The organism is Streptomyces nigra (genome assembly GCF_003074055.1).
GTDB lineage: Bacteria > Actinomycetota > Actinomycetes > Streptomycetales > Streptomycetaceae > Streptomyces > Streptomyces nigra.
Genome location: NZ_CP029043.1, coordinates 419,056 through 444,104, shown reverse-complemented (window position 1 = coordinate 444,104; position 25,049 = coordinate 419,056). Strand labels below are relative to the sequence as shown.

Genomic DNA, 25,049 nt, shown 5'->3' with positions numbered 1-25,049 from the left:
ACACGATGAACACACTCACGATCAGCACCCGGGACGCCGTGACCGGGCCGGTCCTCGAGGTCTCAGGCGACCTGGACTACGTCAACGCCGGCGAGCTCCGCGAGCTGCTGCCCACGATCACGCTCCGGCCGGGCCAGCGCCTCGTCGTCGACCTGGGCGCCCTGGAGTTCTGCGACTCGAGCGGCATCACCGCCCTGATCGCCGCGCACCACCACGCCCAGTCCGCCGGAGGGCAGCTCGTGCTGGCCGCCGTACCGGCCAACACACTGCGCGTCCTGAGCATCGTCGGGCTGGACCAGATCCTCACCATCCACCCCGACGGCGAGGCCGCCACCCGCCTCCAGCCCGCCCCCGCCAACCGGCCACCCGTCTAGGTAAGGTCAACCTAACATCGGATAGCGTGGCGCCCGCCGTCATCCACGCGAACCGCACACCGGGAGCCGGGCTTGCCGTACACGTCCGAAAGCGCCGACAGCCGTCCGGACCCTCTCGGCGACGAGGGATGGGTGGAGCTCGGCTCGGGTGAGGAACTGCGCGAGCTGCTCGGGGAACCCTGGCCGGTGGTGATCGACAAGGTCCACGACCGGCTCACCGAGGAGGACCGGGACATCATCGCCCGGTCGCCCTTCTGCCTCCTCGCGACCGCCGACGCCGACGGGAACTGCGACGTGTCCCCGCGCGGCGAGGAACCCGGCTTCACCCATGTCCTCGGCCCGGGGAGGATCGCGCTGCCCGACCGGCCGGGCAACCGGCGCGCGGACAGCTTCCACAACATCCTCGCCAACCCGCACGCCGGGCTGCTCTATCTCGTCCCGGGCCGCGGGCAGGTGCTGCGCGTCAACGGGCGCGCCCGCGTCCTCACCGACGCCCCCTTCTTCGACGCCATGGCACGTGAGGGGCGGCGGCCCCGGCTGGCGCTCGTGCTCGACATCGACGAGGTCTACCTCCACTGCCCGCAGTCGCTGAACCGGTCGGGGCTGTGGAGGCCGACGTCATGGGCGCGTCCCTGATCGCGGAAGGCCGCGTTCCCCCTCCCGAGCGGTGTGACCGGTCATCAAAGATGACCGGAAACCGGCGCGTGTCCCCGCACCGGACCGGTCCATACCAGTGGCATTCGCACCGGCTCGCCCCACCCTGCCCATGATCCCGCCTCCGCTTCCCCGACCTGCGGCGAAGTGATCGCCGGGCCTCCGCCGGACAGCCACGGCGAACGGCCGAGCACACGGCCCGGACGGGCCGACGGTCCCCGGCGAACCTGCGTTTTTCCGTCAGCTTCCGCAGCAAGAGCACGAAAGCTCCACAGATACATCACTATTTGACGCGACGGATGCGTCGACGACCGGTCTCTGAGGGGGAAGCCGGCGTCGCGCGCGGGGGTGCGTCCGCTCTGCGGAGCCATGCTCACCCCTGCACGGGGAGGGGACAGCGACCGCATGAAGCGGACCTTGAGCACCACTGTGCTGACGACGGGCGCCCTGCTGGCGGCTCTCGGCATACCCGCCGCCCAGGCGGCGGAGCCGGCGCCCCGCATCGACCTGCGGGTCCTCGTCGTCAGCGACGGCGGACCGGCCACCGACGCCATCGCCGCCGAACTGCGGACCGCCGGAACGCCGTACACGGAGATCGACCTGACCCGGTCCGACCGCCCCGTGATCGACGCCGGCTACCTCGCGGACACCGTGGACGGCCGGGACCGCGCCAAGTTCCAGGCGGTCGTCCTGCCCAACGACAACCCGTTCCCGGCCGGCTCGGCGGAGATGGCCGCCCTCGTGGCGTACGAGCAGGAGTACGACGTCCCGCAGGTCGACGCCTACACCTACGCCCGCCCCGAGGCCGGACTCCAGTACCCCGTGAACGGCGGCTACTCCGGCAGCCTCGACGGCGCGCGGGCCGAGGTGACCGACGCCGGGCGGTCCGGGCCCTTCGGCTACCTCGACGGACCGGTGCCCTTCGAGGACAACGCCCCGGACGTCGGCGAGAGCTACGCCTTCCTGTCCGGCCCGGCCGAGGGCGCCGACTTCACGCCGTACGTGCAGGCCGACATCCCCGGCACCACCCGGAAGGGCTCCCTGGTGGGGGAGTACCGGCACGACGGGCGGCGAGAACTCGTCGTCACCTTCGTCTACAACCGCCACCAGCAGCAGTTCCGGCTGCTCGCCCGCGGCATCGTCGCCTGGATGACCGGAGGCGTCCACCTCGGCGCCTCGCGCAACTACTTCGCCGTCCACGTCGACGACGTCCTCGCGGGCGACGACCGCTGGAACCCCACCCTCAACTGCACCCCCGGCGACGTCGACTGCACCGACCCGAACGCCACCCCCGACCCGATCAGAATGACCCCCGACGACGTCGACCACGCCGTCACCTGGCAGCAGGAGCAGGGCTTCACCCTCGACCTCGCCTACAACGCCGCCGGCAGCGTCGACCACCGCGAGGACCACGACGGCGCCGACCCGCTCGCCGACCGGCTCGTGGCCCGGCGCGACGCCTTCCGCTGGATCAACCACACCTATACACACGCATTCCTCGGCTGCGAACAGGACACCTCCGTCGTGCCCTGGCGCTGCGCCACCGACGCCGACGGCAGCACCAAGTGGGTCGGCCGCGACGACATCGCCGACGAGATCGCCCACAACCGCGTCTGGGGGCAGGCCGCCGGACTCCCGCTGGACGACGACGAGTTGGTGACCGGCGAACACTCCGGGCTCCAGGTGCTGCCCCAGCAGCCCGAGGACAACCCCAACCTGGCGCTCGCCCTCGCCGACACCGGCGTCACCTGGCTCGCCTCCGACAACTCCCGCGAACCCGGCCAGCGCCGGGTCGGCCCCGCCACCACCGTCCCGCGCTACCCGATGAACGTCTTCTACAACGCGGGCCGCGCCGCCGAGCAGGTCGACGAGTACAACTGGATCTACACCAGCCGCGCCCAGGGCGGCAGCGGCATCTGCGAGGACAACCCGGCCACCACCACCTGCCTTCCGGCCCCGCTCGACCCGGCCACCGGCTACACCGAGCACATCGTGCCCCTGGAACGGCAGATCGCCCTCGGCCACGTCCTCGCCAACGACCCCAAGCCGCACTTCATCCACCAGTCCAACCTGGCCGAGGAGCGGATCGCCTACCCGGTCCTCGACGGCGTCCTCGACGGCTACGAGGAACTGTTCGCGGCCGACACCCCGCTGGTCAACCTGCGGATGAAGGCCATCGGCGCAGAACTGGCCCGCCGCGCCGCCTGGCGCACCGCCGTGGACGACGGACAGGTCACCGCCTACCGGATCGGCGACACCGTCACCGTCGACGTCCCCGCCGGCGTCGACGTCCCCGCCACCGTGCCCGACGGCACCACCCGCTCGGGCACCGCCTTCGGCCAGGCGTACGCGGGCCACCGCTCCGGCTGGACGGACCCGGCCACCGGGCCGCTCACCCTCACCCTGCCCACGTCCGCGGCACCCTCCACGACCGGCGGCACGGACGGCTCCACACCCGCCACCGACCCGGCCCCGGACGCCCGCGTGCCCGAGGGCGTGGCCGAGCACATCCCGCCCACGGGGAGCTGACCGACACCCGCAGCGAGGTCCCGGCCGCCCGCGCCGGGACCGGCACCCCTCACCACACCTCGGCCGTGGAGCACATCCATGCACGTTCACCACGCCGCGCGGCGGGCCGCCGCCGCGCGCGTCACCCTGCTCACCGAAGGCACCTACCCCCACAGCCACGGCGGCGTCAGCGTCTGGTGCGACCAGCTCGTCACCGGCATGCCCGACATCGAGTTCGACGTCATCGCCGTCACCGGCACCGGCCGGGAACCCCTCGTCTGGGACCTGCCCGGCCACGTCCGCGACGTCCTGTCCGTGCCCATGTGGGGCCCCACCCCCGACGGCCGGCCCCCACGCGGCCGCTCCCGCCGCCAACTCGCCACCGCCTACGAGAAGTTCCTGACCGCGCTCGTCGACCCCGGCGCCGAGGACGGCTTCGCACCCGCCCTGCACGCCCTCGCCCGGGCGGCCGCCGCCGGCGAACTCGGCCCGTTCCTGCGGGGCGACAGCGCCGTCCGCATCCTCACCACCGTATGGACGCGGCCCGGGCTGGCCGTACGGGAGGCGCGGCCGACCCTGCACGACGCGCTCACCGCGACCGCCCTGCTGGAACACGCGCTGCGCCCGCTCGCCGCGCCGCCCCCGCGCGACGGTGTCGCCCACGCCGTCAGCGGCGGCGTCGCCGTCCTGCCCGGACTCGCGGCCCGCGAACGGTACGGCGTCCCGCTGCTGCTCACCGAACACGGCGTCTACCTGCGCGAACGCTATCTGGGCTATCGCAGCGCCGCCTACCGCTGGCCCGTGAAGGCCGTCGTTCTCGGCTTCTTCCGGCTGCTCGCCCAGGAGAGCTACCGGCAGGCGGCCCTCATCACCCCCGGCAACCGCTACAACCGGCTCTGGGAGGAACAGGGCGGCGCCGACCCCACCGCCATCCGCACCGTCTACAACGGCGTCGACCCCGCCGCCTTCCCGCCCGCCGGTCCGGAGCCGGAGACGCCCACCCTCAGCTGGGCCGGGCGCGTCGACCCGATCAAGGACCTGGAGACCCTGATCCGCGCCTTCGCCCTCGTGCGGGAGCAACGCCCGGACGTCCGGCTCAGGTTGTTCGGCGGCACCCCGCGCGGCGGCGAGGCCTACCGGGAGCGCTGCGAGGCACTCGCCGCCGACCTCGGCCACGGCGACGCCGTCACCTTCGAGGGGCGCGTCGACGACATCAAGGACGCCTATGCCGCCGGCAGCGTGGTCATGCTGTCCAGCATCAGCGAAGGCTTCCCCTTCACCCTCATCGAGGCCATGTCGTGCGGCCGGGCCACCGTCTCCACCGACGTCGGCGGCGTCCGCGAGGCCGTCGGCGACACCGGACTCGTCGTACCGCCCCGCGACCCGGCCGCCATGGCCGCCGCCGCGCTCGAACTCCTCGGCGACCCCGCGCGCCGCCGCGCGATGGGGGAGGCGGCACGGCTACGGGTCATCGAGCAGTTCACCCTGCGGCAGACCATCGACACCTTCCGCGGCATCTACCACGAGCTGGCCACCGGGACGGCACCCGTGTCCACCAGGATCGTCCTGCCCACCCCGGCGGTCACCGGCACGGGGAGCCTCACCGGATGAGCGGTCCCCTGTCCCTCGAACCCGGCGGCGCCGAGCACGACACGCTCGCCCTGCGGCTCGCCACGCCCCGCCCGCCGCGCCGCCGCCCCCGCTGGGCGCTCGACGACGCCACGCTCGCCATCCGGCTGCCCGGCCAGGGCCCCGACGAGGAGGCGGTCAGCACCCTGGCCGCCGAACTCGCCGACGCCATAGGGCCGGCCGTCCACCCCTACGAGGTCGCCGCCCTGCTGGAGTCGGAGGGCCTGTCCGCGTCCGTCATCAAGGAGCGGTACGGACACCCCAACCTGTTCTCCCTGGCGACCGCCCTGTACGAGCGGGTGCCCCGGACGTTCCCCGAGCCGCCGCCCGCGCCCGACCCATGGCGCCCCGACACCGTCCGCTGCCTGCTGCGCGGCGTGCTGTTCGCCCTGCCCGCCCTCGCCCATCTGCTGACCGCCCCCCTCTGGCCGCTCACCCGGTACGCCCCCGTCCTGATCGTCGCGGGCATCGCCTCCTGGGCGTGGGGGCAGGCCCTCGGCCACCGAGCCCACCTGCGGCTCGTCACAGGCCGCCGGGAAGCGTCCGGCACTCTGCTGACCGGGTCGCTGCTGGGCGCCGCCGTGGCGACCGCCCTCGCGCTCGTCCCCGGACCGGACGGCGTGGCCCTCGCGGTCGCCGCCGGACAGTCGCTGTACCTCGCCGCCGCCGGCGTCCTGCTGGTGCTCGCCCGCGAGCGACTGCTGCTGGCCGCGCTCAGCCCGCTCGTCGCCGGCGCCGCCGCCCTGCCGTGGTGGGAACCGGGACCCCTGGTCCGGACCGGACTGCCCCTGCTGGCGCTGCTCGCCACCCTGGCCGCCGCCGGACACGTCCTGCGGCAGGGCCGCACCGGACCGCCCGCCCCGCACGCGCCGCGCACCCCCGTGCGCGTGTCCCTGCCGTACGGCCTGTTCGGGCTCGCCGCCGCCGTCCTCGTCGTCCTCACCGGCCGGCAACAGCCGTACGCAGTCATCGCGTTGACCCTCAGCATGGGGCCGGCCGAGTGGCTGCTGTACCGCTACCGCGGCTGGTCCGTGGCCGCGCTGCGCACCAGCGCCACACCCGGCGCCTTCCTGCTCCGCTCCGCCGGGGTCCTCACCGGCTGCATCGGCGCCTACCTGCTGCTGTTGCTGCCCGCCGCGCTCCTCACCGGCGCGGACCCGGCCACCCCCCTGCTGCTCGCGGCCACCCTGTGGACCGCCCTGCTACTGCAGGCGTTCGGCGTGGCCTGGCCGCCCGCCCTGATCTGCCTCGCCGCCGCCGGCACCGCGGGCGCGGTCACCGCCCTGGACCTGCCGCCCACGCCGGTCGTCCTGCCCGCCGTGTGCGCCGCGGCCGCGCTCTGTCTCGCGGTCTGCGCGCTGCGCCTGCTCGGCCGGCCCGCCCCGCACGCCTGACCCTCCGCACCACCCCATCGGACCACCGGAGCCCGCGTCCCGACCGCACCGGGCCCCCGTCCGACCACCACTACGAAGGGACCGAGAGTTGACCTCCGCACCGCTCGCCGCCGTCACCGGAGCCGAAGGCTTCATCGGCTCGCACCTCACCGAGGCGCTCGTCGCCTCCGGCCACCGCGTGCGCGCCATGGCCCAGTACAACTCGTTCTCCTCCTACGGCTGGCTGGAGACCCTGCCCGCCGACGTGCTGGACCAGGTCGAGATCGTCCTCGGCGACGTACGGGACCCCGGCTCGGTGCGCGGCCTGCTCGACGGCGCCGACTGCGCCTACCACCTCGCCGCGCTCATCGCGATCCCGTACTCCTACCAGGCCCCGCACAGCTACGTGGACACCAACGTCACCGGCACCCTCAACGTGCTGGAGGCCGCCCGCGCCCTCGGCACCCCGCGCCTGGTCCACACCTCCACCAGCGAGACGTACGGCACCGCGCAGACCGTACCGATCACCGAGGACCACCCCATCAACACCCAGTCCCCGTACGCCGCTTCGAAGGCCGGCGGCGACCGGCTCGCCGACAGCTACCACGCCAGCTTCGGCACCCCGGTGGTGACACTGCGCCCGTTCAACACGTTCGGCCCCCGCCAGTCCATGCGCGCCGTGATCCCCACCGTCATCGGGCAGGTGGCCGCCGGGGAACGCACCATCACCCTCGGCGATCTGCGCCCCACCCGCGACTTCACCTTCGTCGAGGACACCGCCCGGGCCTTCCTCGCCGTCGGCACCGCACCCGCCGAACAGGTCGTCGGCCGCACCTTCAACGCCGGGACCGGCGGGGAGATCTCCGTCGGCGACCTGGTCGCCCTGATCGGCAAGGTCATGGACGCCCCCCTCGACGTCCGCGAGGACCCCGCGCGGCTGCGGCCCGCCAACTCCGAGGTCATGCGGCTCGTCGCCGACGCGAGCCGGGTCACCGCGGCCACCGGATGGCAGCCGGAGAACACGCTCGAGGAGGGGCTGGCGCGCACCGCCCGGTGGTTCACCGACCCCGCCCACCTGGCCCGCTACAAGACCGGCATCTACAACATCTGACCCGCCCGCTCGTACCGCAGGAGGTATGCCATGCACGCAGTGATCCTCGCCGGTGGGAAGGGCGTCCGGTTGCGGCCGTACACCACGGCGCTGCCCAAGCCCCTCGTCCCCATCGGCGACCAGCACGCCATCCTGGAGATCGTGCTGCGCCAGCTGTCCACGGCCGGCTTCACCCGCTGCACCCTCGCCATCGGCCACCTCGGCGAGATCATCCGCGCCTACGTCGGCGACGGCTCCCAGTGGGGCATGAACGTCGACTACGCCCTCGAGGAGAGCCCGCTCGGCACCATGGGGCCGCTGCTCGCCCTGCGCGACCGCCTCCCCGAGCACTTCCTCGTCATGAACGGCGACGTCCTCACCGACCTCGACTACGCCGACGTCCTGCGCGCCCACGAGGCATCCGGCACCCCCCTGACGATCGCCACGTACGCCCGCAAGGTGCACATCGACTTCGGGGTGCTGACGACCGACGCCAGCCGGGTGGTCGCCTTCACGGAGAAGCCCAGCATCGACTACCGGGTGTCCATGGGCGTCTACGGTGTCTCCCGGGCCACCCTCGACGGCTACACCCCCGGACTGCCCCTCGGCTTCGACGAGCTCGTCACGGACCTGCTCGCCGCCGGACGCCCGCCGCACGCCTACGAGTTCGACGGCTACTGGCTCGACATCGGCCGTCCCGACGACTACGACCGCGCCAACGCGGAGTTCACCAGCCGCAAGTCGCTCCTGCTCAAGGGGGCCTGACCCACCATGCACCTCCTCGTACTCGGCGCCACCGGCTACCTGGGCGCCCATGTCGCCGAGCAGTTGCGCACACTGCCCGGCGCGCGGGTCCTCGTGGCCGGACGCTCCCTCGCCGCCGACGTCACCGTCGACCTCGCCGCCGCCCGCCCGCGGGACCTCGCGGCGGCGCTCGCCGAGATCGCGCCCGACGCCGTCGTCAACTGCGCGGGCGCGACCGGCGGCGACGCCGTCACCCTGGCCGAGGTGAACGCCCGCGGCCCCGCCGTGCTCTGCGCGGCGCTGCGGGAGGCGGCACCGGGGGCACGTCTGGTCCATCTGGGCTCGGCCGCCGAGTACGGCCCCACCGAACCAGGGGTGCGCGTCACGGAGTCGGCGGCCACCCGGCCCGCCGGCCCGTACGGCGCGACCAAGCTCGCCGGCACGGTGGCGGTCACCGCGTCGGGCCTGGACGCGGTCGTCCTGCGCGTCGGCAACCCGGTGGGCGCGGGAGCCCCGCCCACCGGGCTGCCCGGCCGGGTCGCGGCCCTCCTCGCCGACGCGGGCGACGACCCGGAGGCGGCCCTGCGGCTCGGGGACCTGTCCGCCCACCGCGACTTCGTGGACGTACGCGACGTGGCCCGGGCCGCCGTGCTCGCGGCCACCGCCCAGGGACCGCTGCCGCCGGTGCTGAACATCGGCGGCGGCGACGCCCGCCCCGTCCGCGACCTGGTACGGGCCCTCGCCGGCGCGGCCGGCTTCCGGGGCCGTATCGCCGAGGCCGGGACCGGCGGCTCCGCCCGCTCGGCGCAGGTGTCCTGGCAGTGCTCGGACATCACCGCCGCCCGCGACGCCCTCGGCTGGACCCCGGCCCACCGCCTCCCCGCCTCCGTCACGGCACTGTGGGAGGCCACCCACCGCACCGAGGAGGCACGGGCACGGTGAACCTGCTCATCCCGCTGTACGTCCACCCGGCCGAGGACCCCGGCGCCTGGCACCGGCTCATCACCGGTGCCTCCCGCACCTACGCCGTCGTGCTCAACCCGGCCAACGGCCCCGGCCGGGCCCCCGACCCGGCGTTCGCCAAGGCGGCCGAGGCGCTGCGCGCGGCGGGCGCCCGGCTCCTCGGCTACCTGGACACGGACTACGGCGCCCGCGAACCCGCCGAGATCACCGCCGACCTGCGCCGCCACCAGGAGTGGTACGGCGTCGACGGATGCTTCCTCGACCAGTCGCCGGCGGCACCCGAGGCCCTGCCCGAGTGCCGCCGGCTGGTCCGCGCGCTGCGCCGCCTCGGCGCCTCGACGGTCGTCCTCAACCCGGGGGTCCACCCGGCACCCGGTTTCGCCCGCCTCGCCGATCTGACGGTCACCTTCGAGGGCCCCTGGTCCCGCTACGTCGCCGACTTCACCCGCCCCTCCTGGACGGAACGATTCTCCGCCGACCGCCTGTGCCACCTCGTCTACGGCGTCCCCGAACCCCTGGTCCCCCTCGCCCGGCGCACCGCGGCGGAACGGGGCGCCGGGGTCTGCGGCCCGGTGACGGGCGATCTGCCCAACCCGTGGGCGGAGCTGACACCGGCGCTGGCGGACCACTGACCGGGGACCCGCGCCGTCAGACGGTGAACCCGCCGTCGACGGGCACGGTGGCACCGGTGACGTACGCGGCTTCCGGCCCGGCCAGGTGGGCGACGGTGGCCGCGATCTCGGCCGGCTCCGCATAACGGCCCACCGCCGTGAAACCGGCGATCGCCTCGGCGTCCGGACCGCCGGCGGGGTTGCTGTCCGTGTCGGTGGGGCCTGGGACCACCAGATTGACGGTGATGCCCCGCGGACCGAGTTCCCGGGCCAGCCCCTTCGTCATCCCCACCAGAGCCGTCTTGCTCATCGCATACAGCGCCAGCCCCGGGAAGACCGCGCGCTCGGCCACATTGCTGCCGATGCTGATGACGCGTCCGCCGGGCCCCATGTGCCGTACGGCCGCCCGGCTCGCCTCGAAGGGTGCCCGGACGTTCACCGCCAGGGTGCGCTCGACGTCGTCCGCGCCGAGGGCGTCGAGCGGGCCGACGAGGAAGACTCCGGCGTTGTTGACCAGGACGTCGAGCCTGCCGAACCTCGCCACCGCCTCGTCCACCGCCGCCGTGAGCGCCTCCGGCCGGGCGCTGTCGGCCCGGACGGCCAGCGCCCGGCGCCCCGCGGCCTCGATCCGCTTCACCACCCGCGCGGCGGCTCCCGCGTCGCTCTCATAGGTCAGGACGACATCGGCGCCCTCCTCCGCCAGCCGGAGCGCCACGGCCGCACCGATGCCCCGGCTGCCGCCCGTCACCAGGGCCACGTTTCCCTCAAGTCGGTTCATGCCGTCGAGCATGGCCGGACCCGGCGCGGAAGACTGGCGCTCGAGCGACAGGGACCTCTCAGGCCGCGTCCTCCCGGGCCCGGGCCCGGACCTCCTCCAGATAGGAGGCGATGGCGTCCCGGTTCTGGGTCAGGCAGGCGATGCGCCGGTCCATCCGGTCGAGTTCGCCCTCCAGGGTCGCGAGCATCTCCGGTGTGGCGTCCGAGAAGACGATGTGGCGCGGCTTGTCGAGACAGGGCAGGATCTGCTTGACGACGCGGGTCGGCAGCCCCGCGTCGAGGAGCCCGCGGATCTGCAGGACACGGTCGACGAACCGTTCGTCGTAGCGGCGGTAGCCGTTGGCGCAGCGCTCCGAGACGATGAGGGACTGCTCCTCGTAGTAGCGCAGCAGCCGACGGGAGACGCCGGTCCGCTCGGACAGCTCCCCGATACGCATGAACTCCCCCTCGCATGCAGCCGGTTCGGCTTGACCTTCACACCGATGTGAAGGTTCGAGCATACGTGCCATGTCCACCGAGAACATCCACAGTTCCGTAGGCCCGCGCGTACCGGCCGGCGACGAGAAGCTGCCGATGGCGGCCCTGCTGGCCCTGACCACCGCCGTGTTCATCACCAGCCTGACCGAGACGCTGCCCGCCGGTGTCCTCCCCGGGATGAGCGCCGGCCTCCATGTCGGCGAGTCCGCCGCCGGGCAGACCGTGACCGTCTACGCCCTCGGCACCGCGCTCACCGCCATCCCGCTGACAGCCGCCACCTCGACCTGGCGGCGCAAGCGCCTGCTGCTGACGGCGATGGCCGGGTTCGCCGTCGCCAACACCGTCACCGCCGTCTCGTCCCACTACCCGCTGACCCTGGTCGCCCGGTTCGCCGCCGGTGTGGCCGCGGGACTCGCCTGGGCCCTGCTGACCGGCTACGCCCGCCGGATGGCGCCCGCGCGGCTCCAGGGCAAGGCGGTCGCCGTGGCCATGGCCGGGATTCCCGTCGCGCTCTCCGTGGGCGTCCCTGCGGGTACGTTCGCCGGCCAGACGCTCGGCTGGCGGGCACCCTTCCTGATCATGACGGGGCTGAGCGTCGTCCTGCTCGCCTGGATCACGGCGCTCGTCCCGGACCAGCCGGGACAGCCCGCGCACGAACGGCCCCGCATGCTGCGGACGTTCTCCGTCCCCGGCGTGGCACCGGTCCTTCTCGTCACCCTCGTCTTCGTCCTCGCCCACACCGTGCTCTACGCCTACATCGCCACGTTCGTCGACCACGCCGGCGTGGGCGGTTCGACCGACCTGGTCCTGCTGACGTTCGGGATCGCGTCGCTGGTCAGCATCTGGTTCACCGGCGCCCACATCGACCGGCGACTGCGCGCCCTGACCCTCGCCAGCGTGCTCCTGGTCGGCGTGGGCGCCGCAATCCTCGGCGTCCTGGCCGACACCGAGGCCCTCGTGCACCTGGCGGCGCTGCTGTGGGGCCTCGGCTGGGGCGGCGTCCCCACGTTGCTGCAGACGGCGGCCGCCGACGCCGGGGGCACCGCCGCGGACGCCGCGCAGGCCATGCTCGTCACCCTGTGGAACGTCGCCATGGCCGCGGGCGGAGCCGTCGGCGGCGTCCTGCTCGGCACGCTGGGCACGGCGTCCCTGCCCTGGAGCGTGCTCGTACTGCTGCTCCCCACCCTGGCCGTCGTGGCAGGTGCCCGCACCCACGGCTTCCCTGCGACCGCCACGGCGGAAGCGCCCGTCAGCCTCGAGTGAACCCGTCGACGCCGGGGGCCGACCTCGGGGCGCCGTCCCCCGAGGCGCAAGGGCGCGCCCACCGCACGGTGGGCGCGCCCCTGTTCACCGCACCGCTCAGCTCAGCGGTTCGATCCAGATGTTGCGGTAGCGCACCTTGTTGCCGTGGTCCTGGAGGCGGATGGCGCCCGCCGAGGCGGCCTCCGGTCTGCCGCCTCCGGTGGGGCCGTCGATGACCACGTCGTCGTGGATCTTCTTGCCGTTCCAGACGACGGTGACGAGAGCGTCGGCGGTCTTGGTGCCGTCGGCGTCGTAGCGGGCCGCGCGGAAGGTGATGTCGTACGACTGCCAGGTCTCCGGCGCGGTGGACGCGTTGACGTCCGGCGCCTTCTTCAGATAGATCGCGCCCGCTTCGTTGGTGTCGAGTGTGGTGTCGCCGTACGAGTCGAGGATCTGGACCTCGTAGCGGTCCTGGAGGTAGACGCCGCTGTTGCCGCGGTCCTGGCCCGTCACGTCGTCGGGCAGGAGCGGCACCCGGAACTCCACGTGCAGCTTGAAGTCCTGGTAGGCGTCCTTCGTGCGCAGGTCGCCGCAGCACACCTCCATCGACTTCCCGTCGGCCAGGGGCCATTCGGTGACGCGTCCGTCGGTGTGCTGCCACTGGCTCTGCGACGCGGCGGTGCCGTCGAAGAGGGTGATGCGGGAGCCGTGCGGCCGGACCGTGATCAGGTCCAGGTTGACGTGCCCGTCGTCCCCGGTGTCGAAGCGGTACGCGACGGTGTTGTGCCCCTTCCGCAGGGTGATCCGCTCGGTCCGGGTCGACCAGGTCTCCCAGTCGCCCGTCGAGGGCAGCTCCGTCTGCCGCAGCTTCTTGCCGTTGGCGTACAGGGAGAGGGACTTGGTGCCCTGGAAGGGGTTGGGGCCGTTGGAGTAGCGGAGGTTGACGTCGTAGTCGCCGGCCTTCGGGACCGTCACGTCGAACGTGGTCGCCGCCTTGCCCTCGGTGCCGTACCGGTCGACGAAGCCGCTGCCCGAGTAGCCGCCGTGGTCCCGGTTCACGCCGGCCGTCCCGGTCAGTCGGGCCTCCTCCGCCTCGTACAGGGTGGCGGGCGGGGGCTGCTTGCCGGGCAGGGAGTTGAGCGTGTACCAGGCCTCGGTGCTCCACAGCTTCTCGCCGGACGCGGAGGCGAAGGGCCGCGGGGAGCGCACGTGCACCACGCGCCCGGGCTTCAGGCCGTCGAGGCGGAGCAGGACGGTCCGTCCGTCCTTGGCGAGGGTCGCCGAGCGGACGCCCAGCCGCTCCTCGGCCGTCTTCGGGCCGCCGTAGTCCGAGGTCGGCGTGTACCGCCACTGCTCGGCCTGGTAGCGGGAGGCCAGCTTGTCGACGGTGTCCTGGGACAGGGGCTGTGTGTACTCCAGGTCGAAGCCCCCGGGGACGGCCCGCATCTCCTTGATGTCGAAGGTGTTGCCGCCGTTGGGGGTGAGCTTCTGCAGGCCGAACTTCAGCTTGCCCTCCTGGCCCCAGTTGCCGTCGGCGCCGAGCCCGCCCGCGTAGACGGCGCCGTCCGGGCCCATCGTGATCCGGTTGACGCCGGCCTCGAGTCCCTGGGTGTAGCGGAAGACCGCGCCCTGGTACTGGCCCTTCACCTTCTCCAGGTAGGCGCGCTGGAGTCCGCCGTAGGTGACGTCCCCGATGAGCAGCTGCCCGGCGAACCGGCCCTTGCGCAGATACAGCGGGGTGCTGGGGGAGTTGGCGATCTCGTTCTGCGGCAGCCACAGCACCGGCTCGGTGACCGGCCGGTCGTCGAAGGGGCCGGACGGCTCGGTGTAGTGGTTGAAGAAGCGGTCCCGCTCGATGTGGACCAGCTTGGACGCGGGCAGCCAGCCGCCCTGGTTGTCGGTGGTGAAGAGGTCGCCGCCGGGGCCCCAGCCGATGCCGTTGGGAGTGCGCAGACCGCCCGCGATCGGCTGGACCTTCCCGGTCTTCTTGCTGATCCGGTACGTCGTCCCCCGGCCGGGCGCCGGCTGCGGAGTGGTCGTCGCGCCGCCGTAGTCGATGGCGACGGACAGGTTCACGTAGAAGTAGCCGTCGCGGTAGAGCAGTCCGAAGGCGAACTCGTGGAAGTTGCCGCCGTACGGCCAGGTCGCCACCGTGCGGTACTCGTCCGTGACGAAGTCCCGGTCCTTGTCGACGAGTCGGGTCAGCTCGTGCTTCTGCGACACGTACAGCGAGCCGTCGACGTACTTGATGCCCATCGGCTCGCGCAGGCCGCTCGCGATCTTCTTCACGGTGACCTTGTCGCGGCTGGTCTTCCCGGTGACGTTGTCCAGCAGGTAGACCTCGCCCGTGGTGGTCTGGGAGCCGCCCCAGGTGGTGAGGGCCAGCCGGCCGTCGGGCAGCCAGTCCATACCGGTGACCTGCGGTTCGAAGCCGTCGGGGCGCAGATCGGTGAGGGTGAGGTCGGGCCGTACGTCGGTGAGGGGGAGTCCGTCGCCGGGGGTGTCCGCTCCCGACTCGCACTCCTTGCGGCCGGGGGCGGTCACCCGGACCACGTCGGCGTCCGTGCTCAGCGCCTCGGTCGGCACGACGCTGAAGTCGCTCGCGGACGGCGGCTTCCACGCCAGCGTGAGGCGCTGGTCGCCGCCCCGCTCGAAGTAGTCGATGCGGAACGGGTGGGAACCGGCGGTGAGTTGGACCGATCCGTCCTTCGGCTCGGCGCCGTGCAGACCGTCGTGGTCGACGACCGTCCGGTCGCCGATGGTCAGCCGTGAACCGTCGTCGCTGGTGAGCCGGAAGGTGTACGAGCCGTCGTCGGGGATGACGAGGTAACCGGACACCACGGCCGAGAAGTTGTCCGCGAAACCGCCGAAGTCGCCGGTCGTGGACCAGTCCACGGTCGGCATCAGCTTGTCGTGGTTGGGGGTCTGACCGGGCTTCAGGGTGCACAGCCTGCTGAGCGGGACCTGGGTGTCGAAGACCCGCAGGGTCACACCCGGCTCCTGGGGCGGGATGTCGGCGGCGGTGGGGGTGGGGGCGGCGACGGCCGGGGGTGCCGCCAGGACGCCTCCGAAGAGGAAGGCGCCGAGAAGAAGGGGAGTGAGTGATCTTCGGGCACGGCGGAACAACCGTGGATGCATCGGTCCTCCAGAACGGGACCGGAGGCCGCCGGATCGCTCTCCGGTCGAGTTGCCCCCTGCGCGGGAGAGACGCAGAGGCGGTACTCGTGCGGTTGCGCCGATACCGTAGGGGACTTTCGCCGCGCACGTCCATACTTTGTCATCAGTGAGTTCAAAGTCCGGCGCGGGTGTGTCGTACCAAGGTGTGAAGCGGATCAGGAGCGGGCGTCGGCGTGCGCCCTCGCCGTCCCGGGCGCACCCTGTTGTACGGGGCGTACCCCCGAGCGCGCGCGGCGCGACCTGGACCTCGGAGGTGGTTGGGACCCTTGGCGGACAACGATCCGGACGGTCATGTCGACCAGGCGGCGGCCGCGATGCTGGAGGCACTGTTCACGCAGTCCCCGATCGGGCTCCACCTCGTCGACCCGGACCTGCGCGTGGTCCGCGCCAACACCGCCACCCCATGGATGCGCGCCGCCGGCCTGGAGGAGATCCGGGGGCGGCGGGTCAGGGACGTCTACCGTCTCGTCGACGCCGACGTGGAGGCGCTGCTGAAGGACGTCCTCGACACCGGCACCCCGCTGCTGCGCAATGTCGTGCGGGCCCTGGTGGACGATCCGCCCACGGAGCGGATGTTCGAGGTCAGCGCGCTGCGGCTGGAGGCCCCGGGAGGGGAGGTCCTCGGGATCGGCGCCATCGCCGTGGACGTCACCGAACGGGAGCGGGCCCAGGCCAGGACCCGGATGCTCGACCGGGTGCGTGAGCGCGTCGGACGCACCCTGGACCCGGCCGTCATCGGCGAGGAGCTGGCCGCGATCCTGGTCCCCGACTTCGCGGACGTGGTGACCGTCGAGGTCGTGGACGCCGTCATCCGCGGCGACGACCCGCCCCTGGCCCACGTGCCCGTCGGCACCCTCGTGATGCGCACGGCCTTCCGCAGCGCGGCCGACGGGAAGGCGCGGCAGGTCCACGCGGTGGGTGACGTCCGCCGTCTCGCCGGGCCGACGCCGTTCACGCAGGCCCTGGCCGATCTCAGCCCCCGCATGGTCCGGCTGCACCCCGGCACGCCCTGGCTCGCGGCGGACCCCGCGCTCGCGAAGGCGGTCCGGGCCGCGCACGGCCACTCGCTGCTCGTGGTGCCCCTGGTCCTGCGGGACGCCGCCCTCGGCCTGGTGAGCCTCTACCGCGCCGAGCGCTCGCCCGCCTTCGACGAGGAGGACCAGGCCCTGGCCATGGAGGTGGGCACGCACACCGCCCTGTGTCTCGAGAACGCCCGCCGCTACACCCGCGAGCACACGATCGCCGCCACCGTGCAACGGCAGCTGCTGCCCCGCCGTCCCGAGGCGCAGGCGTGGCTGGAGACCGCCTATCTCTCCTTGACCGGGGCCGACCCGGGCGCCTGGTACGACACCACCGCCCTGTCGAGCGCCCGGACCGCCCTGGTCGTGGGCAAGGTGTCGGGGCGTGGTCTGGAGGCCGCCGCGACCATGGGTCAGCTGCGCACCGCCATCCGTTCCCTGTCGGCGTTCGAGCTGGCCCCCGACGAACTGCTCGCCCGGCTGCACGACACCGCGGACCGGCTCGCCACCGAACGGGCGCGTCTGCCCCTGGGCGACCCGCTGCGCCAGGAGGAGCTGACCGCCGACTGCGTGTACGCGGTCCACGATCCGCTGACCGGCCGCTGCACGGCGGCGGCCGCCGGCCATCTGGCACCGCTGCTCGCCCGGCCGGAGGGCACGGTCGAGGTGCTCGGCACACCGGCCGGACCCCGGCTCGGCAGCGCGGAAGGCGCCCCCTTCGCGGCCGTCGAGGCCGACGTACCGCCCGGCAGCGTCCTGGTGTTCACCAGCGACCCGCTGCTCACCGCCTACCTCGCCGAGAACCCCGGACCGCTGGCCTCGGTGTCCCGGTACGGCGACCGCCCGCTGCAGGATCTGTGCGACGCCCTCGTCTACGCGCTCCCGGCGGGCATGGGCGTCCGCGGCGCCGCCGTGATCGTCGCGCGGACCCGGGTGTTCCCGCACGACCAGTGCGCCGTCTGGCCGCTCGCCCCCGATCCGACGGCCGTGTCCGCCGTCCGGCGCCGCACCCGCGAACAGCTCGCCGCGTGGGACGTGGACGAGGAGACCGCGTACAACACACAGCTCATCGCCAGCGAGCTGGTGACGAACGCCCTGCGCTACGGGCGCCCGCCCATCGAGCTGCGCCTCATCCACGGCCGCACCCTCACCTGCGAGGTGCGGGACGCCGACACGGCCGCCCCGCATCTGCGGCACGCCGGGACGGTCGACGAGGGCGGGCGCGGACTCTTCATCGTCGCCCAGCTCGCCCAGGCCTGGGGGACCAGGCTGACCGGTCCCGGCAAGACGATCTGGGCCGAGCAGACCCTGTGACCGCGCCCGCCGCACCCTCCGGCGAGTCAGACCCTGTGACCGCGCCCGCCGCACCCTCCGGCGAGTCAGACCCTGTGACCGCGCCCGCCGCGCCTCCGGATGGCCGACGAGCCGCGGTCAGCGCCTGCGGCCGCGCGCCGCCCAGCCGCTGCCTATCCCCGCCACGTGCAGGGCGAGCAGCATGAGGCCGATCAGCATGAAGTTGACCGACGTGAACACGTCGTTGGTGGCGATGTCCGCCGCGTTGATCAGGAACGCGATGAAGAACAGGACCGCCGCGATGATGCCCAGCACGAGGTGCCTCCTAGGGGAAGAAGTAGATGAGCCAGTGGGGGTGGCTTCACGCGTATGCCCCCGCCCGGCTCCCTCACGCACGGCATCCATCGGCCACACGGCGTGGCCGATGGATGCCCCGTACAGTTGGATCGGTGCGCGCACGAGCCCCGGGACGGGGGTCGCGCACCCGGGCGCCCCCCACTGACGCCCCTTCGCACCGACCGAACGGAAGCCACCCATGCACCACGCGTCCGGTGTCCCGGACGACGACTCCGGCACCCTGTTCGGGCTGGACGCGCTCGGCCCCGCCCCCGCACCCGCCGAGCGCCACTCCGCGTACCGGACCTCCGCCGGGGCCCGCCGGCTGCTGCCCGTCCGGCGGATCTACGCCGAGCCGGCCGCCGCTGCCTCCCCGCGCGGGCAGCAGATCATCGCCCGCCACCCGGACGCCGAGGTCATCCAGGTGGACTCCCACTGGCGCATCCCCGGGCTGCACGGCAACGAGGGCAACATCGACCGCTGGGTGCGCGTGAAGGGCGAGACGCTCGTCCTCGGTGAGAAGAAGACCCTCACCACCCGGCCCAACGGCCGGTCGGCCGACTGGATCGCCCCCGGCCCCTCCAACGGCTGCGCCATGGCCTGCGCCTACTGCTACGTGCCGCGCCGCAAGGGGTACGCCAACCCCGTCACCGTCTTCACCAACATCGACCGGATCATCGGCCACCTCGGCCGGCACGTGGCCCGCCTCGGCCCCAAGCCGGAGCCGAACCAGTGCGACCCGACGGCATGGGTGTACGACATCGGCGAGAACGGCGACTGCTCCGTGGACGCTCTGATCTGCGACAACACCGCCGACCTGGTGCACGCCTTCCGGCAGTGGCCCACCGCCAAGGCGTCGTTCGCCACCAAGTTCGTCAACCCCGACCTGCTGGACCTCGACCCCCGCGGCCGTACCCGGATCCGTTTCTCGGTGATGCCGCCGGACGACTCACGGCTCCTCGACGTGCGCACCTCGCCGGTCGCCGACCGGATCGCCGCCGCCGCGGACTTCCTCGACGCCGGGTACGAGGTGCACCTCAACCTCTCACCCGTCGTCGTACGGCCCGGCTGGGAGGACGCCTGGGCCGAGCTGCTGCGCCACCTGGACGACGCACTGCCCGCCCGGGTGAAGGAGCAGGCCGCCGCGGAGGTCATCATGCTGACCCACAACGAGGAGCTGCACGAGGTCAACCTCGGCTGGCACCCGCGCGCCGAGGACGTCCTGTGGCGGCCGGAGATCCAGCAGGCCAAGCGCTCGCAGAACGGCGCCCGCAACGTCCGCTACCGCAACGGGGTCAAGGGCGAGTCCGTGGCCGCGCTGCGCGCCCTCATCGACCGGCATACCCCCTGGCTACGGGTGCGCTACGCCTTCTAGTTAGAGCCGTGCACAGCGGGGTAGTCGGGTGGCTCGCACGGAACGGCTCATCGGCGCCCCCTCGGCCGATGGGCCGATCCCGTGTGGCAGGACACGGCGAGGCGCCTGACGATGGGTGGGCCATGCACAGTATCGAGCAGACGATCGAGATCGCGGTGCCCGTGCGCACCGCGTACAACCAGTGGACGCAGTTCCAGCACTTCCCGCGCTTCATGAGGACGGTCCGCGAGGTCGACCAGATCAAGCCCTCGCTCACCTCCTGGACGCTCGCCGCCGGTCCCCTGCACGGGACCTTCGAGGCAGAGATCGTGGAGCAGGAACCCGACTCCCACCTCGTCTGGCGCAGCCTCGACGAACGCCCCGGCCACCGGGGCAGGGTGTCGTTCGCGCCCACCCCGGACGGCGGTACGGCCCTCACCGTGCGGATGGAGATCGGGCTGAACGGCCCCGCCGGGCTGGTACCCGGCGTCTCCCGGGTCGCCGGCCGCGTCGTGGCCGCCGAGCTGCGGCGGTTCAAGGAGTACATCGAGGGGCTGGGGGAGGAGAGCGGGGCCTGGCGGGGCACCATCCGCGACGGCCGGCTGCGACGCGCCGAGGCCGAACGGAACGTCAGCGGAGTGCCCTGCTGGCCCCACGGCTGATCCCCCGACAACCGTACGACCGAGAGGCGACTCGCGATGAAGAAGGCGCCCGGCGACGAGCCGGACGAGGCCCTGACCGTCACCGAGCCCAAGAAGTGGGCCGCGGGAGTCCCGGCGGTGGCGCACGCCCTGGAGTACTCCCTGGAGGAGACGTCGGCCCGGCGCACCGGCACGACCCTGCTCACCATGAACCAGGTCGACGGCATCGACTGCCCGGGCTGCGCCTGGGCGGATCCGGCCCCGGGCCACCGGCATCGCAACGAGTACTGCGAGAACGGCGCCAAGCACATCAACGACGAGGCGACCACCCGGCGGATCGGCGCGGACTTCTTCCGTGAGCACTCCGTCACCGACCTCGCGGGCCGCTCGGACGCCTGGCTGAACCAGCAGGGCCGGCTGACCGAGCCGCTGGTCAAGCGGCCGGGCTCCGACCACTACGAGCCGATCAGCTGGAACGACGCCATCGGCCTGATGGCCGACGAGCTGACCGCGCTCGACACCCCCGACGAGGCCGTCTTCTACACCTCGGGCCGGGCGAGCAACGAGGCGGCGTTCGTCCTGCAGCTGTTCGCCCGCGCTCTCGGCACCAACAATCTGCCCGACTGCAGCAACCTCTGCCACGAGTCCAGCGGGTACGCCCTGCACGAGACCCTGGGCACCGGCAAGGGCACGGTCAGCCTGCACGACCTGCACCACGCCGACCTGATCTTCCTGGTGGGCCAGAACCCCGGTTCCAACCATCCGCGGCAGCTGTCCGCGCTGGAACAGGCCAAGCGCAACGGCGCCCGCATCATCGCCGTGAACCCGTTGCCCGAGGCGGGGCTGCTGCGGTTCAAGAACCCGCAGAAGCCGCGCGGTGTGATCGGCCCGGGCATCCAGATCGCCGACCGCTTCCTGCGGATCCGCAACGGCGGCGACCTCGCCCTCTTCCAGGCCCTCAACCGGCTGCTCCTCGAGGCCGAGGACGCCCGGCCCGGCGAGGTCCTCGACCGCGACTTCATCGAGGCCGACACCACCGGCTTCGAGGAGTTCGCCCGGCACGTCCGCACCGTCGAGTGGGACGACGTCCTCGCCGCCACCGGACTGACCCGCGACGAGATCGAGCAGGTCCGCGACGAGGTGCTGCGCAGCGAACGCGTCGTCGTCTGCTGGGCGATGGGCCTCACGCAGCACAAGCACGCCGTGCCCACGATCCGCGAGATCGTCAACTTCCTGCTGCTGCGCGGCAACGTCGGCCGGGCCGGCACCGGCGCCTGCCCGGTGCGCGGGCACAGCAATGTGCAGGGCGACCGCACCATGGGCATCTGGGAGCAGATGCCGGACTCGTTCCTCGACTCGCTCAAGGAGGAGTTCGGCTTCGACCCGCCGCGCGCCCACGGCTACGACTCCGTCAACGCGATCAGGGCGATGCGCGAGGGCAAGGTGAGGTTCTTCCTCGGCCTGGCCGGCAACTTCGTACGGGCCACCCCCGACAGCACGGTCACCGAGGAGGCCGTACGCCGCTGCCGGCTGACCGCGCACATCTCCACCAAGCTCAACCGGTCGCACACGGTGTGCGGTGAGACCGCGCTCATCCTGCCCGCCCTCGGCCGCACCGAGAAGGACGTGCAGTCGACCGGCGAGCAGTTCGTGACCGTCGAGAACTCGATGAGCGAGGTGCACACCTCACGGGGGCGGCTGCGGCCCGCGTCCTCGCTGCTGCTCAGCGACATCGCCATCCTGTGCCGGCTGGCCCGCCGCACCCTCGGCGACAAGCCCGACATCGTCTGGGAGCGGTTCGAGGCGGACTACGGCGTGATCCGCGACCACATCGCCCGGATCGTCCCCGGCTTCGAGGACTACAACCGGCGGGTGTCCCGCCCCGGCGGCATCCAGCTGATGAACCCCGTCAACGAGGGCGTCTACTCCACCGGCACCGGCCGGGCCCTGTTCACCCGCAACAGCGCCGAGGCGCCACGCGTGCCCGAGGGGCACCTGCTGCTGCAGACCCTGCGCTCGCACGACCAGTGGAACACCGTGCCCTACACGAACAACGACCGGTACCGGGGCATCCACGGCAGCCGCCGCGTCGTGCTCGTCAACCCGGACGACGTCCAGGCCCTGGGGCTCACCGACGGCCAGCGCGTCGACCTGGTGAGCGTCTGGACCGACGACGTCGAGCGGCGCGCCGAGGACTTCCGCGTCGTGCCCTACCCGACGGCCCGGGGCTGCGCCGCCGCGTACTACCCGGAGACCAACCTCCTGGTACCGCTGGACAGCGTCGCCGACCACAGCAACCAGCCCACGTTCAAGTCGATCGTGGTCCGGCTCGAGCCGGCGCGGGTGGGCGCCCCGCAGGCCTGACACACGACGGCCCCGGACGCGATCAGCGCATCCGGGGCCGTCGTGTCTCCTGATTCAGCTGCGGGCGCCGAGGTTGCGCCGGAAGGAGCCCGGGGCGCGCAGGGCCCGTTCGATCTCCTCCAGCGACCGGTTGCGGGTCTCGGGGACCTTGAGGGCCACGAAGATCACGCAGAGCACGTTCATGGCGGCGTACACGAAGAACGTGCCGGAGCGGCCGATCGTGTTGATCGCGGTGAGCGCGGTGACGGCGATCAGCAGGTCGAAGCCCCACACGGACACCGTGGCCAGGCTCGTCGCCGGGCCCCGTACCCCCAGCGGCAGGATCTCCGGGGCGATCACCCACACCACCGACTGCATACCGATGCCGTTGAACAGGATGTAGGCGAACAGCGAGAGGATCACCACCCACCGCTGCACGGGCGAGTCGCCCGCGAGGAACGCCAGGCCCAGCACGGCCATGGACAGCCCGGACAGCGGCAGGAACCACAGCATGGTCCGCCGCCGGCCCACCGCGTCCAGCACGACCGCGCCGACGATGCCCGCCACCACCAGCATGGCGCCGATCCCGATGCCGGTGAGCAGCGCGACCGAGGTGCCGAAGCCCGCGTCGGAGAGGATCGCCGGGGCGTAGTAGACGACCGCGTTGATGCCGGTGAGCTGGGAGAAGGCCGCGACGCCCACCGCGATCAGCAGGGCGGGGCGCACCCACGGGCGGCGTACGGCCCGCCAGCCGTCGCGGGACGGCGCCGACGACACCTCGCCGATCGCGGTGATCTCCGCATCGACGTCCGCGCCGGGCGACCGCAGCCCGCGCAGCACCCGGCGTGCCTCGTCGCGGCGCCCCTGCTCCACGAGCCAGCGCGGACTCTCGGGCAGCCGCACGATGCCCAGCGCCAGGACGGCCGCGGGCACGGTCGCCAGCCCGAACATCAGCCGCCAGCCGCCGGTGTCGGCCAGCAGCCAGCCGCAGAGGAACGAGATCAGCTGCCCGATCGCCACCATGAGCTGGAACAGCACCATCAGCCGGCCGCGGATGGCGGGCGGGGCCACCTCGGCGATGTAGACCGGCACCATGTTCGACGCCCCGCCGACGGCGAGACCGAGGACGAACCGCGCCGCGATCAGCGTGCCGGTGCCCGGGGCGACGGCGGCCGCCGCGGCCCCGGCCGCGAACACGACCGCCACCCACAGCACGACCCGGCGCCGCCCGTGCCGCGCGGCGAGCCGCCCGGAGCACAGGGCGCCGACCATGGCGCCGACCAGGATGACGCTGACGACGATCTCCTGGCCCCGGGAGGAGAGGCCGAGGTCGTCCCGCAGATGCAGCAGCGCGCCGGAGATGATGCCGGTGTCGTAGCCGAACAGCAGCCCGCCGAGCGCGGCGACGGCCGCCACCGCGTACACCTGACGCGGCGGACGGGCCGGCGCCGCCGGCTCGGTGAGCGTGGCGGTGGCCGCCTCAGGCATCGCCCATGACCAGACCCTCGATGGTGTGCTTCTGCGTGACGGGCGTCAGCTCGTCCACGACGGCGACGTCCAGGTTCCGGCGCACCCGCTCGGGCAGCGCCTCCCAGTAGCCGCGCGTGACGGCGGCGTCGTGCCGCTCGCCGTTGGTGGCCTCCGGTCCGTCGACGCCGAGGACCAGGACCGGACGCGACGTGCTGGACTGGTTGGCCGTGCCGCGGTGGATGGTCAGGGCGCTCCGGGCGGAGATGTCACCGCGCTGAGGGTACTTGCGCACGGCGCGCTCGGTGTAACGCGGGTAGTGCGAGCGGGGCGGGAACATGCCGTGCCCGAACTCGGGGCTGTCGTCCCACTGCGTGCCCGGGGCTATCTCGAAGGGCCCCATGTCCTCGGCGGTGTCGACCGTCGTGACGTTGAAGGCCAGCGAGGTCAGCCGGCGCTCGCGCCGCGTCTCCTCCGGCATCGGGAAGTCCCGGTGCCAGGGCTGGTTCACGGCGCCCTCCAGCGGGACGTCGAAGCCGAGCTCGACGATGCGGTAGTCGGGGCCGAGCACGGCGGCGCACACCGAGCGGACCCACGGGTGGTCGACCAGCTCGACGAAGCCCCGGATCTGCTCGGGGTGGATCTCGACGTAGTAGCGGTGGGGGCCGCGCCCCACGGCGCCGCCGGGCCGGGACCGCGCCTCCTCGAAGGCCGCGTCGACGTCCTCGCGCAGCCGGTCGGCCCACGCGACGGAGAAGGCGCCCTTGCGGGCGGTGATCCCGTCGCCGTAGAGCGCCTCGACGTCGGGGCGGACGTCGATGTCGAGAGCGGCCGGGTCGACGCCGGGGTACAGGTGCGCGGTCATTCGGTGCCTCCTTGCACTGCGATGGAACCCCCTCATCGTGCAACGTTGCATGCAACGTTGCAATACCCTCTCGGGAACCTTGTCGGATCGCCTCGGACGCGTGGGAGGATGG

Annotated in this window: 20 protein-coding genes; 14 read left to right on the top strand and 6 right to left on the bottom strand. The window is 72.9% G+C overall.

Going from position 1 to position 25,049, the window contains the following annotated elements:
- Positions 1-5: 5 nt before the first annotated feature.
- The 9 genes from DC008_RS02075 (at position 6) to DC008_RS02035 (ending at position 9,967) form a co-directional block, all read left to right on the top strand.
- Positions 6-374 (top strand): STAS domain-containing protein, encoded by a 369-nt coding sequence (locus tag DC008_RS02075; RefSeq protein ID WP_108705423.1) that lies wholly within the window; start codon positions 6-8, stop codon positions 372-374.
- Between the two features lie 72 nt (positions 375-446).
- A complete protein-coding gene (locus tag DC008_RS02070; protein WP_108705422.1) occupies positions 447-1,010 on the top strand; it encodes an MSMEG_1061 family FMN-dependent PPOX-type flavoprotein in 564 nt (187 codons plus the stop codon).
- A 423-nt stretch (positions 1,011-1,433) separates the two neighbouring features.
- Entirely contained in the window at positions 1,434-3,557 is a 2,124-nt protein-coding gene (locus DC008_RS02065) for a hypothetical protein (RefSeq protein ID WP_108705421.1), read from the top strand.
- Positions 3,558-3,635: 78 nt separating this feature from the next.
- Entirely contained in the window at positions 3,636-5,147 is a 1,512-nt protein-coding gene (gene pelF, locus DC008_RS02060; RefSeq protein WP_108705420.1) for a GT4 family glycosyltransferase PelF, read from the top strand.
- Complete coding sequence (locus tag DC008_RS02055) at positions 5,144-6,559, top strand: hypothetical protein (protein ID WP_108705419.1); 1,416 nt, start codon at positions 5,144-5,146, stop codon at positions 6,557-6,559. Before pelF ends, DC008_RS02055 begins: the two co-directional genes overlap by 4 nt.
- A gap of 88 nt (positions 6,560-6,647) precedes the next feature.
- Complete coding sequence (locus DC008_RS02050; protein ID WP_108705418.1) at positions 6,648-7,649, top strand: GDP-mannose 4,6-dehydratase; 1,002 nt, start codon at positions 6,648-6,650, stop codon at positions 7,647-7,649.
- A 30-nt stretch (positions 7,650-7,679) separates the two neighbouring features.
- Positions 7,680-8,393, top strand: a complete 714-nt coding sequence (locus tag DC008_RS02045) for a nucleotidyltransferase family protein (protein ID WP_108705417.1) — start codon at positions 7,680-7,682, stop codon at positions 8,391-8,393.
- A gap of 6 nt (positions 8,394-8,399) precedes the next feature.
- On the top strand, positions 8,400-9,314 hold the full coding sequence (locus DC008_RS02040) for an NAD-dependent epimerase/dehydratase family protein (RefSeq protein ID WP_108705416.1): 915 nt from the start codon (positions 8,400-8,402) through the stop codon (positions 9,312-9,314).
- Positions 9,311-9,967, top strand: a complete 657-nt coding sequence (locus tag DC008_RS02035) for a spherulation-specific family 4 protein (RefSeq protein ID WP_108705415.1) — start codon at positions 9,311-9,313, stop codon at positions 9,965-9,967. Before DC008_RS02040 ends, DC008_RS02035 begins: the two co-directional genes overlap by 4 nt.
- 16 nt (positions 9,968-9,983) lie before the next feature.
- Here DC008_RS02035 and DC008_RS02030 read toward each other — a convergent pair whose 3' ends face one another.
- Both DC008_RS02030 and DC008_RS02025 read right to left on the bottom strand, forming a co-directional pair.
- A complete protein-coding gene (locus DC008_RS02030) occupies positions 9,984-10,724 on the bottom strand; it encodes a 3-oxoacyl-ACP reductase family protein (RefSeq protein WP_208645798.1) in 741 nt (246 codons plus the stop codon).
- A 58-nt stretch (positions 10,725-10,782) separates the two neighbouring features.
- Complete coding sequence (locus tag DC008_RS02025) at positions 10,783-11,160, bottom strand: MerR family transcriptional regulator (protein ID WP_108705413.1); 378 nt, start codon at positions 11,158-11,160, stop codon at positions 10,783-10,785.
- Between the two features lie 70 nt (positions 11,161-11,230).
- On the opposite strand from DC008_RS02025, the gene DC008_RS02020 reads away from it, so the two are divergent.
- A complete protein-coding gene (locus DC008_RS02020) occupies positions 11,231-12,463 on the top strand; it encodes an MFS transporter (RefSeq protein WP_108705412.1) in 1,233 nt (410 codons plus the stop codon).
- Between the two features lie 96 nt (positions 12,464-12,559).
- On the opposite strand, the gene DC008_RS02015 is transcribed toward DC008_RS02020, so the two are convergent.
- Positions 12,560-15,580 carry a 3-keto-alpha-glucoside-1,2-lyase-like domain-containing protein gene (locus DC008_RS02015; protein WP_108705411.1) on the bottom strand — a complete coding sequence of 1,007 codons (3,021 nt, stop codon included), beginning with the start codon at positions 15,578-15,580 and terminating at the stop codon, positions 12,560-12,562.
- A gap of 305 nt (positions 15,581-15,885) precedes the next feature.
- Between DC008_RS02015 and DC008_RS02010 the strand changes: the two genes are divergently transcribed.
- On the top strand, positions 15,886-17,952 hold the full coding sequence (locus DC008_RS02010) for a SpoIIE family protein phosphatase (protein WP_244221321.1): 2,067 nt from the start codon (positions 15,886-15,888) through the stop codon (positions 17,950-17,952).
- 117 nt (positions 17,953-18,069) lie between these two features.
- On the opposite strand, the gene DC008_RS02005 is transcribed toward DC008_RS02010, so the two are convergent.
- Positions 18,070-18,246: a hypothetical protein gene (locus tag DC008_RS02005; protein ID WP_107096665.1), complete on the bottom strand. Its 177-nt coding sequence runs from the start codon at positions 18,244-18,246 to the stop codon at positions 18,070-18,072.
- Between the two features lie 220 nt (positions 18,247-18,466).
- Here DC008_RS02005 and DC008_RS02000 point away from each other — a divergent pair, with 220 nt between their 5' ends.
- The 3 genes from DC008_RS02000 to DC008_RS01990 all read left to right on the top strand — a co-directional run bounded on the left by DC008_RS02000 (position 18,467) and on the right by DC008_RS01990 (position 22,626).
- Positions 18,467-19,642: a spore photoproduct lyase family protein gene (locus tag DC008_RS02000; RefSeq protein WP_108705410.1), complete on the top strand. Its 1,176-nt coding sequence runs from the start codon at positions 18,467-18,469 to the stop codon at positions 19,640-19,642.
- 122 nt (positions 19,643-19,764) lie between these two features.
- A complete protein-coding gene (locus DC008_RS01995) occupies positions 19,765-20,283 on the top strand; it encodes an SRPBCC family protein (RefSeq protein WP_108705409.1) in 519 nt (172 codons plus the stop codon).
- A 36-nt stretch (positions 20,284-20,319) separates the two neighbouring features.
- Entirely contained in the window at positions 20,320-22,626 is a 2,307-nt protein-coding gene (locus DC008_RS01990) for an FdhF/YdeP family oxidoreductase (protein WP_108705408.1), read from the top strand.
- A 54-nt stretch (positions 22,627-22,680) separates the two neighbouring features.
- Here DC008_RS01990 and DC008_RS01985 read toward each other — a convergent pair whose 3' ends face one another.
- On the bottom strand, positions 22,681-24,093 hold the full coding sequence (locus DC008_RS01985; RefSeq protein WP_108705407.1) for a sugar porter family MFS transporter: 1,413 nt from the start codon (positions 24,091-24,093) through the stop codon (positions 22,681-22,683).
- Positions 24,086-24,937 carry a phytanoyl-CoA dioxygenase family protein gene (locus tag DC008_RS01980; protein ID WP_108705406.1) on the bottom strand — a complete coding sequence of 284 codons (852 nt, stop codon included), beginning with the start codon at positions 24,935-24,937 and terminating at the stop codon, positions 24,086-24,088. Before DC008_RS01980 ends, DC008_RS01985 begins: the two co-directional genes overlap by 8 nt.
- Positions 24,938-25,049: the final 112 nt, after the last annotated feature.

Coding starts and splice junctions, on each gene's coding strand:
- DC008_RS02075 (WP_108705423.1), top strand. CDS start 6: ATGAACACACTCACGATCAGCACCCGGGACGCCGTGACCGGGCCGGTC.
- DC008_RS02065 (WP_108705421.1), top strand. CDS start 1,434: ATGAAGCGGACCTTGAGCACCACTGTGCTGACGACGGGCGCCCTGCTG.
- pelF (WP_108705420.1), top strand. CDS start 3,636: ATGCACGTTCACCACGCCGCGCGGCGGGCCGCCGCCGCGCGCGTCACC.
- DC008_RS02055 (WP_108705419.1), top strand. CDS start 5,144: ATGAGCGGTCCCCTGTCCCTCGAACCCGGCGGCGCCGAGCACGACACG.
- DC008_RS02045 (WP_108705417.1), top strand. CDS start 7,680: ATGCACGCAGTGATCCTCGCCGGTGGGAAGGGCGTCCGGTTGCGGCCG.
- DC008_RS02040 (WP_108705416.1), top strand. CDS start 8,400: ATGCACCTCCTCGTACTCGGCGCCACCGGCTACCTGGGCGCCCATGTC.
- DC008_RS02030 (WP_208645798.1), bottom strand. CDS start 10,724: ATGAACCGACTTGAGGGAAACGTGGCCCTGGTGACGGGCGGCAGCCGG.
- DC008_RS02025 (WP_108705413.1), bottom strand. CDS start 11,160: ATGCGTATCGGGGAGCTGTCCGAGCGGACCGGCGTCTCCCGTCGGCTG.
- DC008_RS02020 (WP_108705412.1), top strand. CDS start 11,231: ATGTCCACCGAGAACATCCACAGTTCCGTAGGCCCGCGCGTACCGGCC.
- DC008_RS02015 (WP_108705411.1), bottom strand. CDS start 15,580: ATGCATCCACGGTTGTTCCGCCGTGCCCGAAGATCACTCACTCCCCTT.
- DC008_RS02000 (WP_108705410.1), top strand. CDS start 18,467: ATGCACCACGCGTCCGGTGTCCCGGACGACGACTCCGGCACCCTGTTC.
- DC008_RS01995 (WP_108705409.1), top strand. CDS start 19,765: ATGCACAGTATCGAGCAGACGATCGAGATCGCGGTGCCCGTGCGCACC.
- DC008_RS01990 (WP_108705408.1), top strand. CDS start 20,320: ATGAAGAAGGCGCCCGGCGACGAGCCGGACGAGGCCCTGACCGTCACC.
- DC008_RS01985 (WP_108705407.1), bottom strand. CDS start 24,093: ATGCCTGAGGCGGCCACCGCCACGCTCACCGAGCCGGCGGCGCCGGCC.
- DC008_RS01980 (WP_108705406.1), bottom strand. CDS start 24,937: ATGACCGCGCACCTGTACCCCGGCGTCGACCCGGCCGCTCTCGACATC.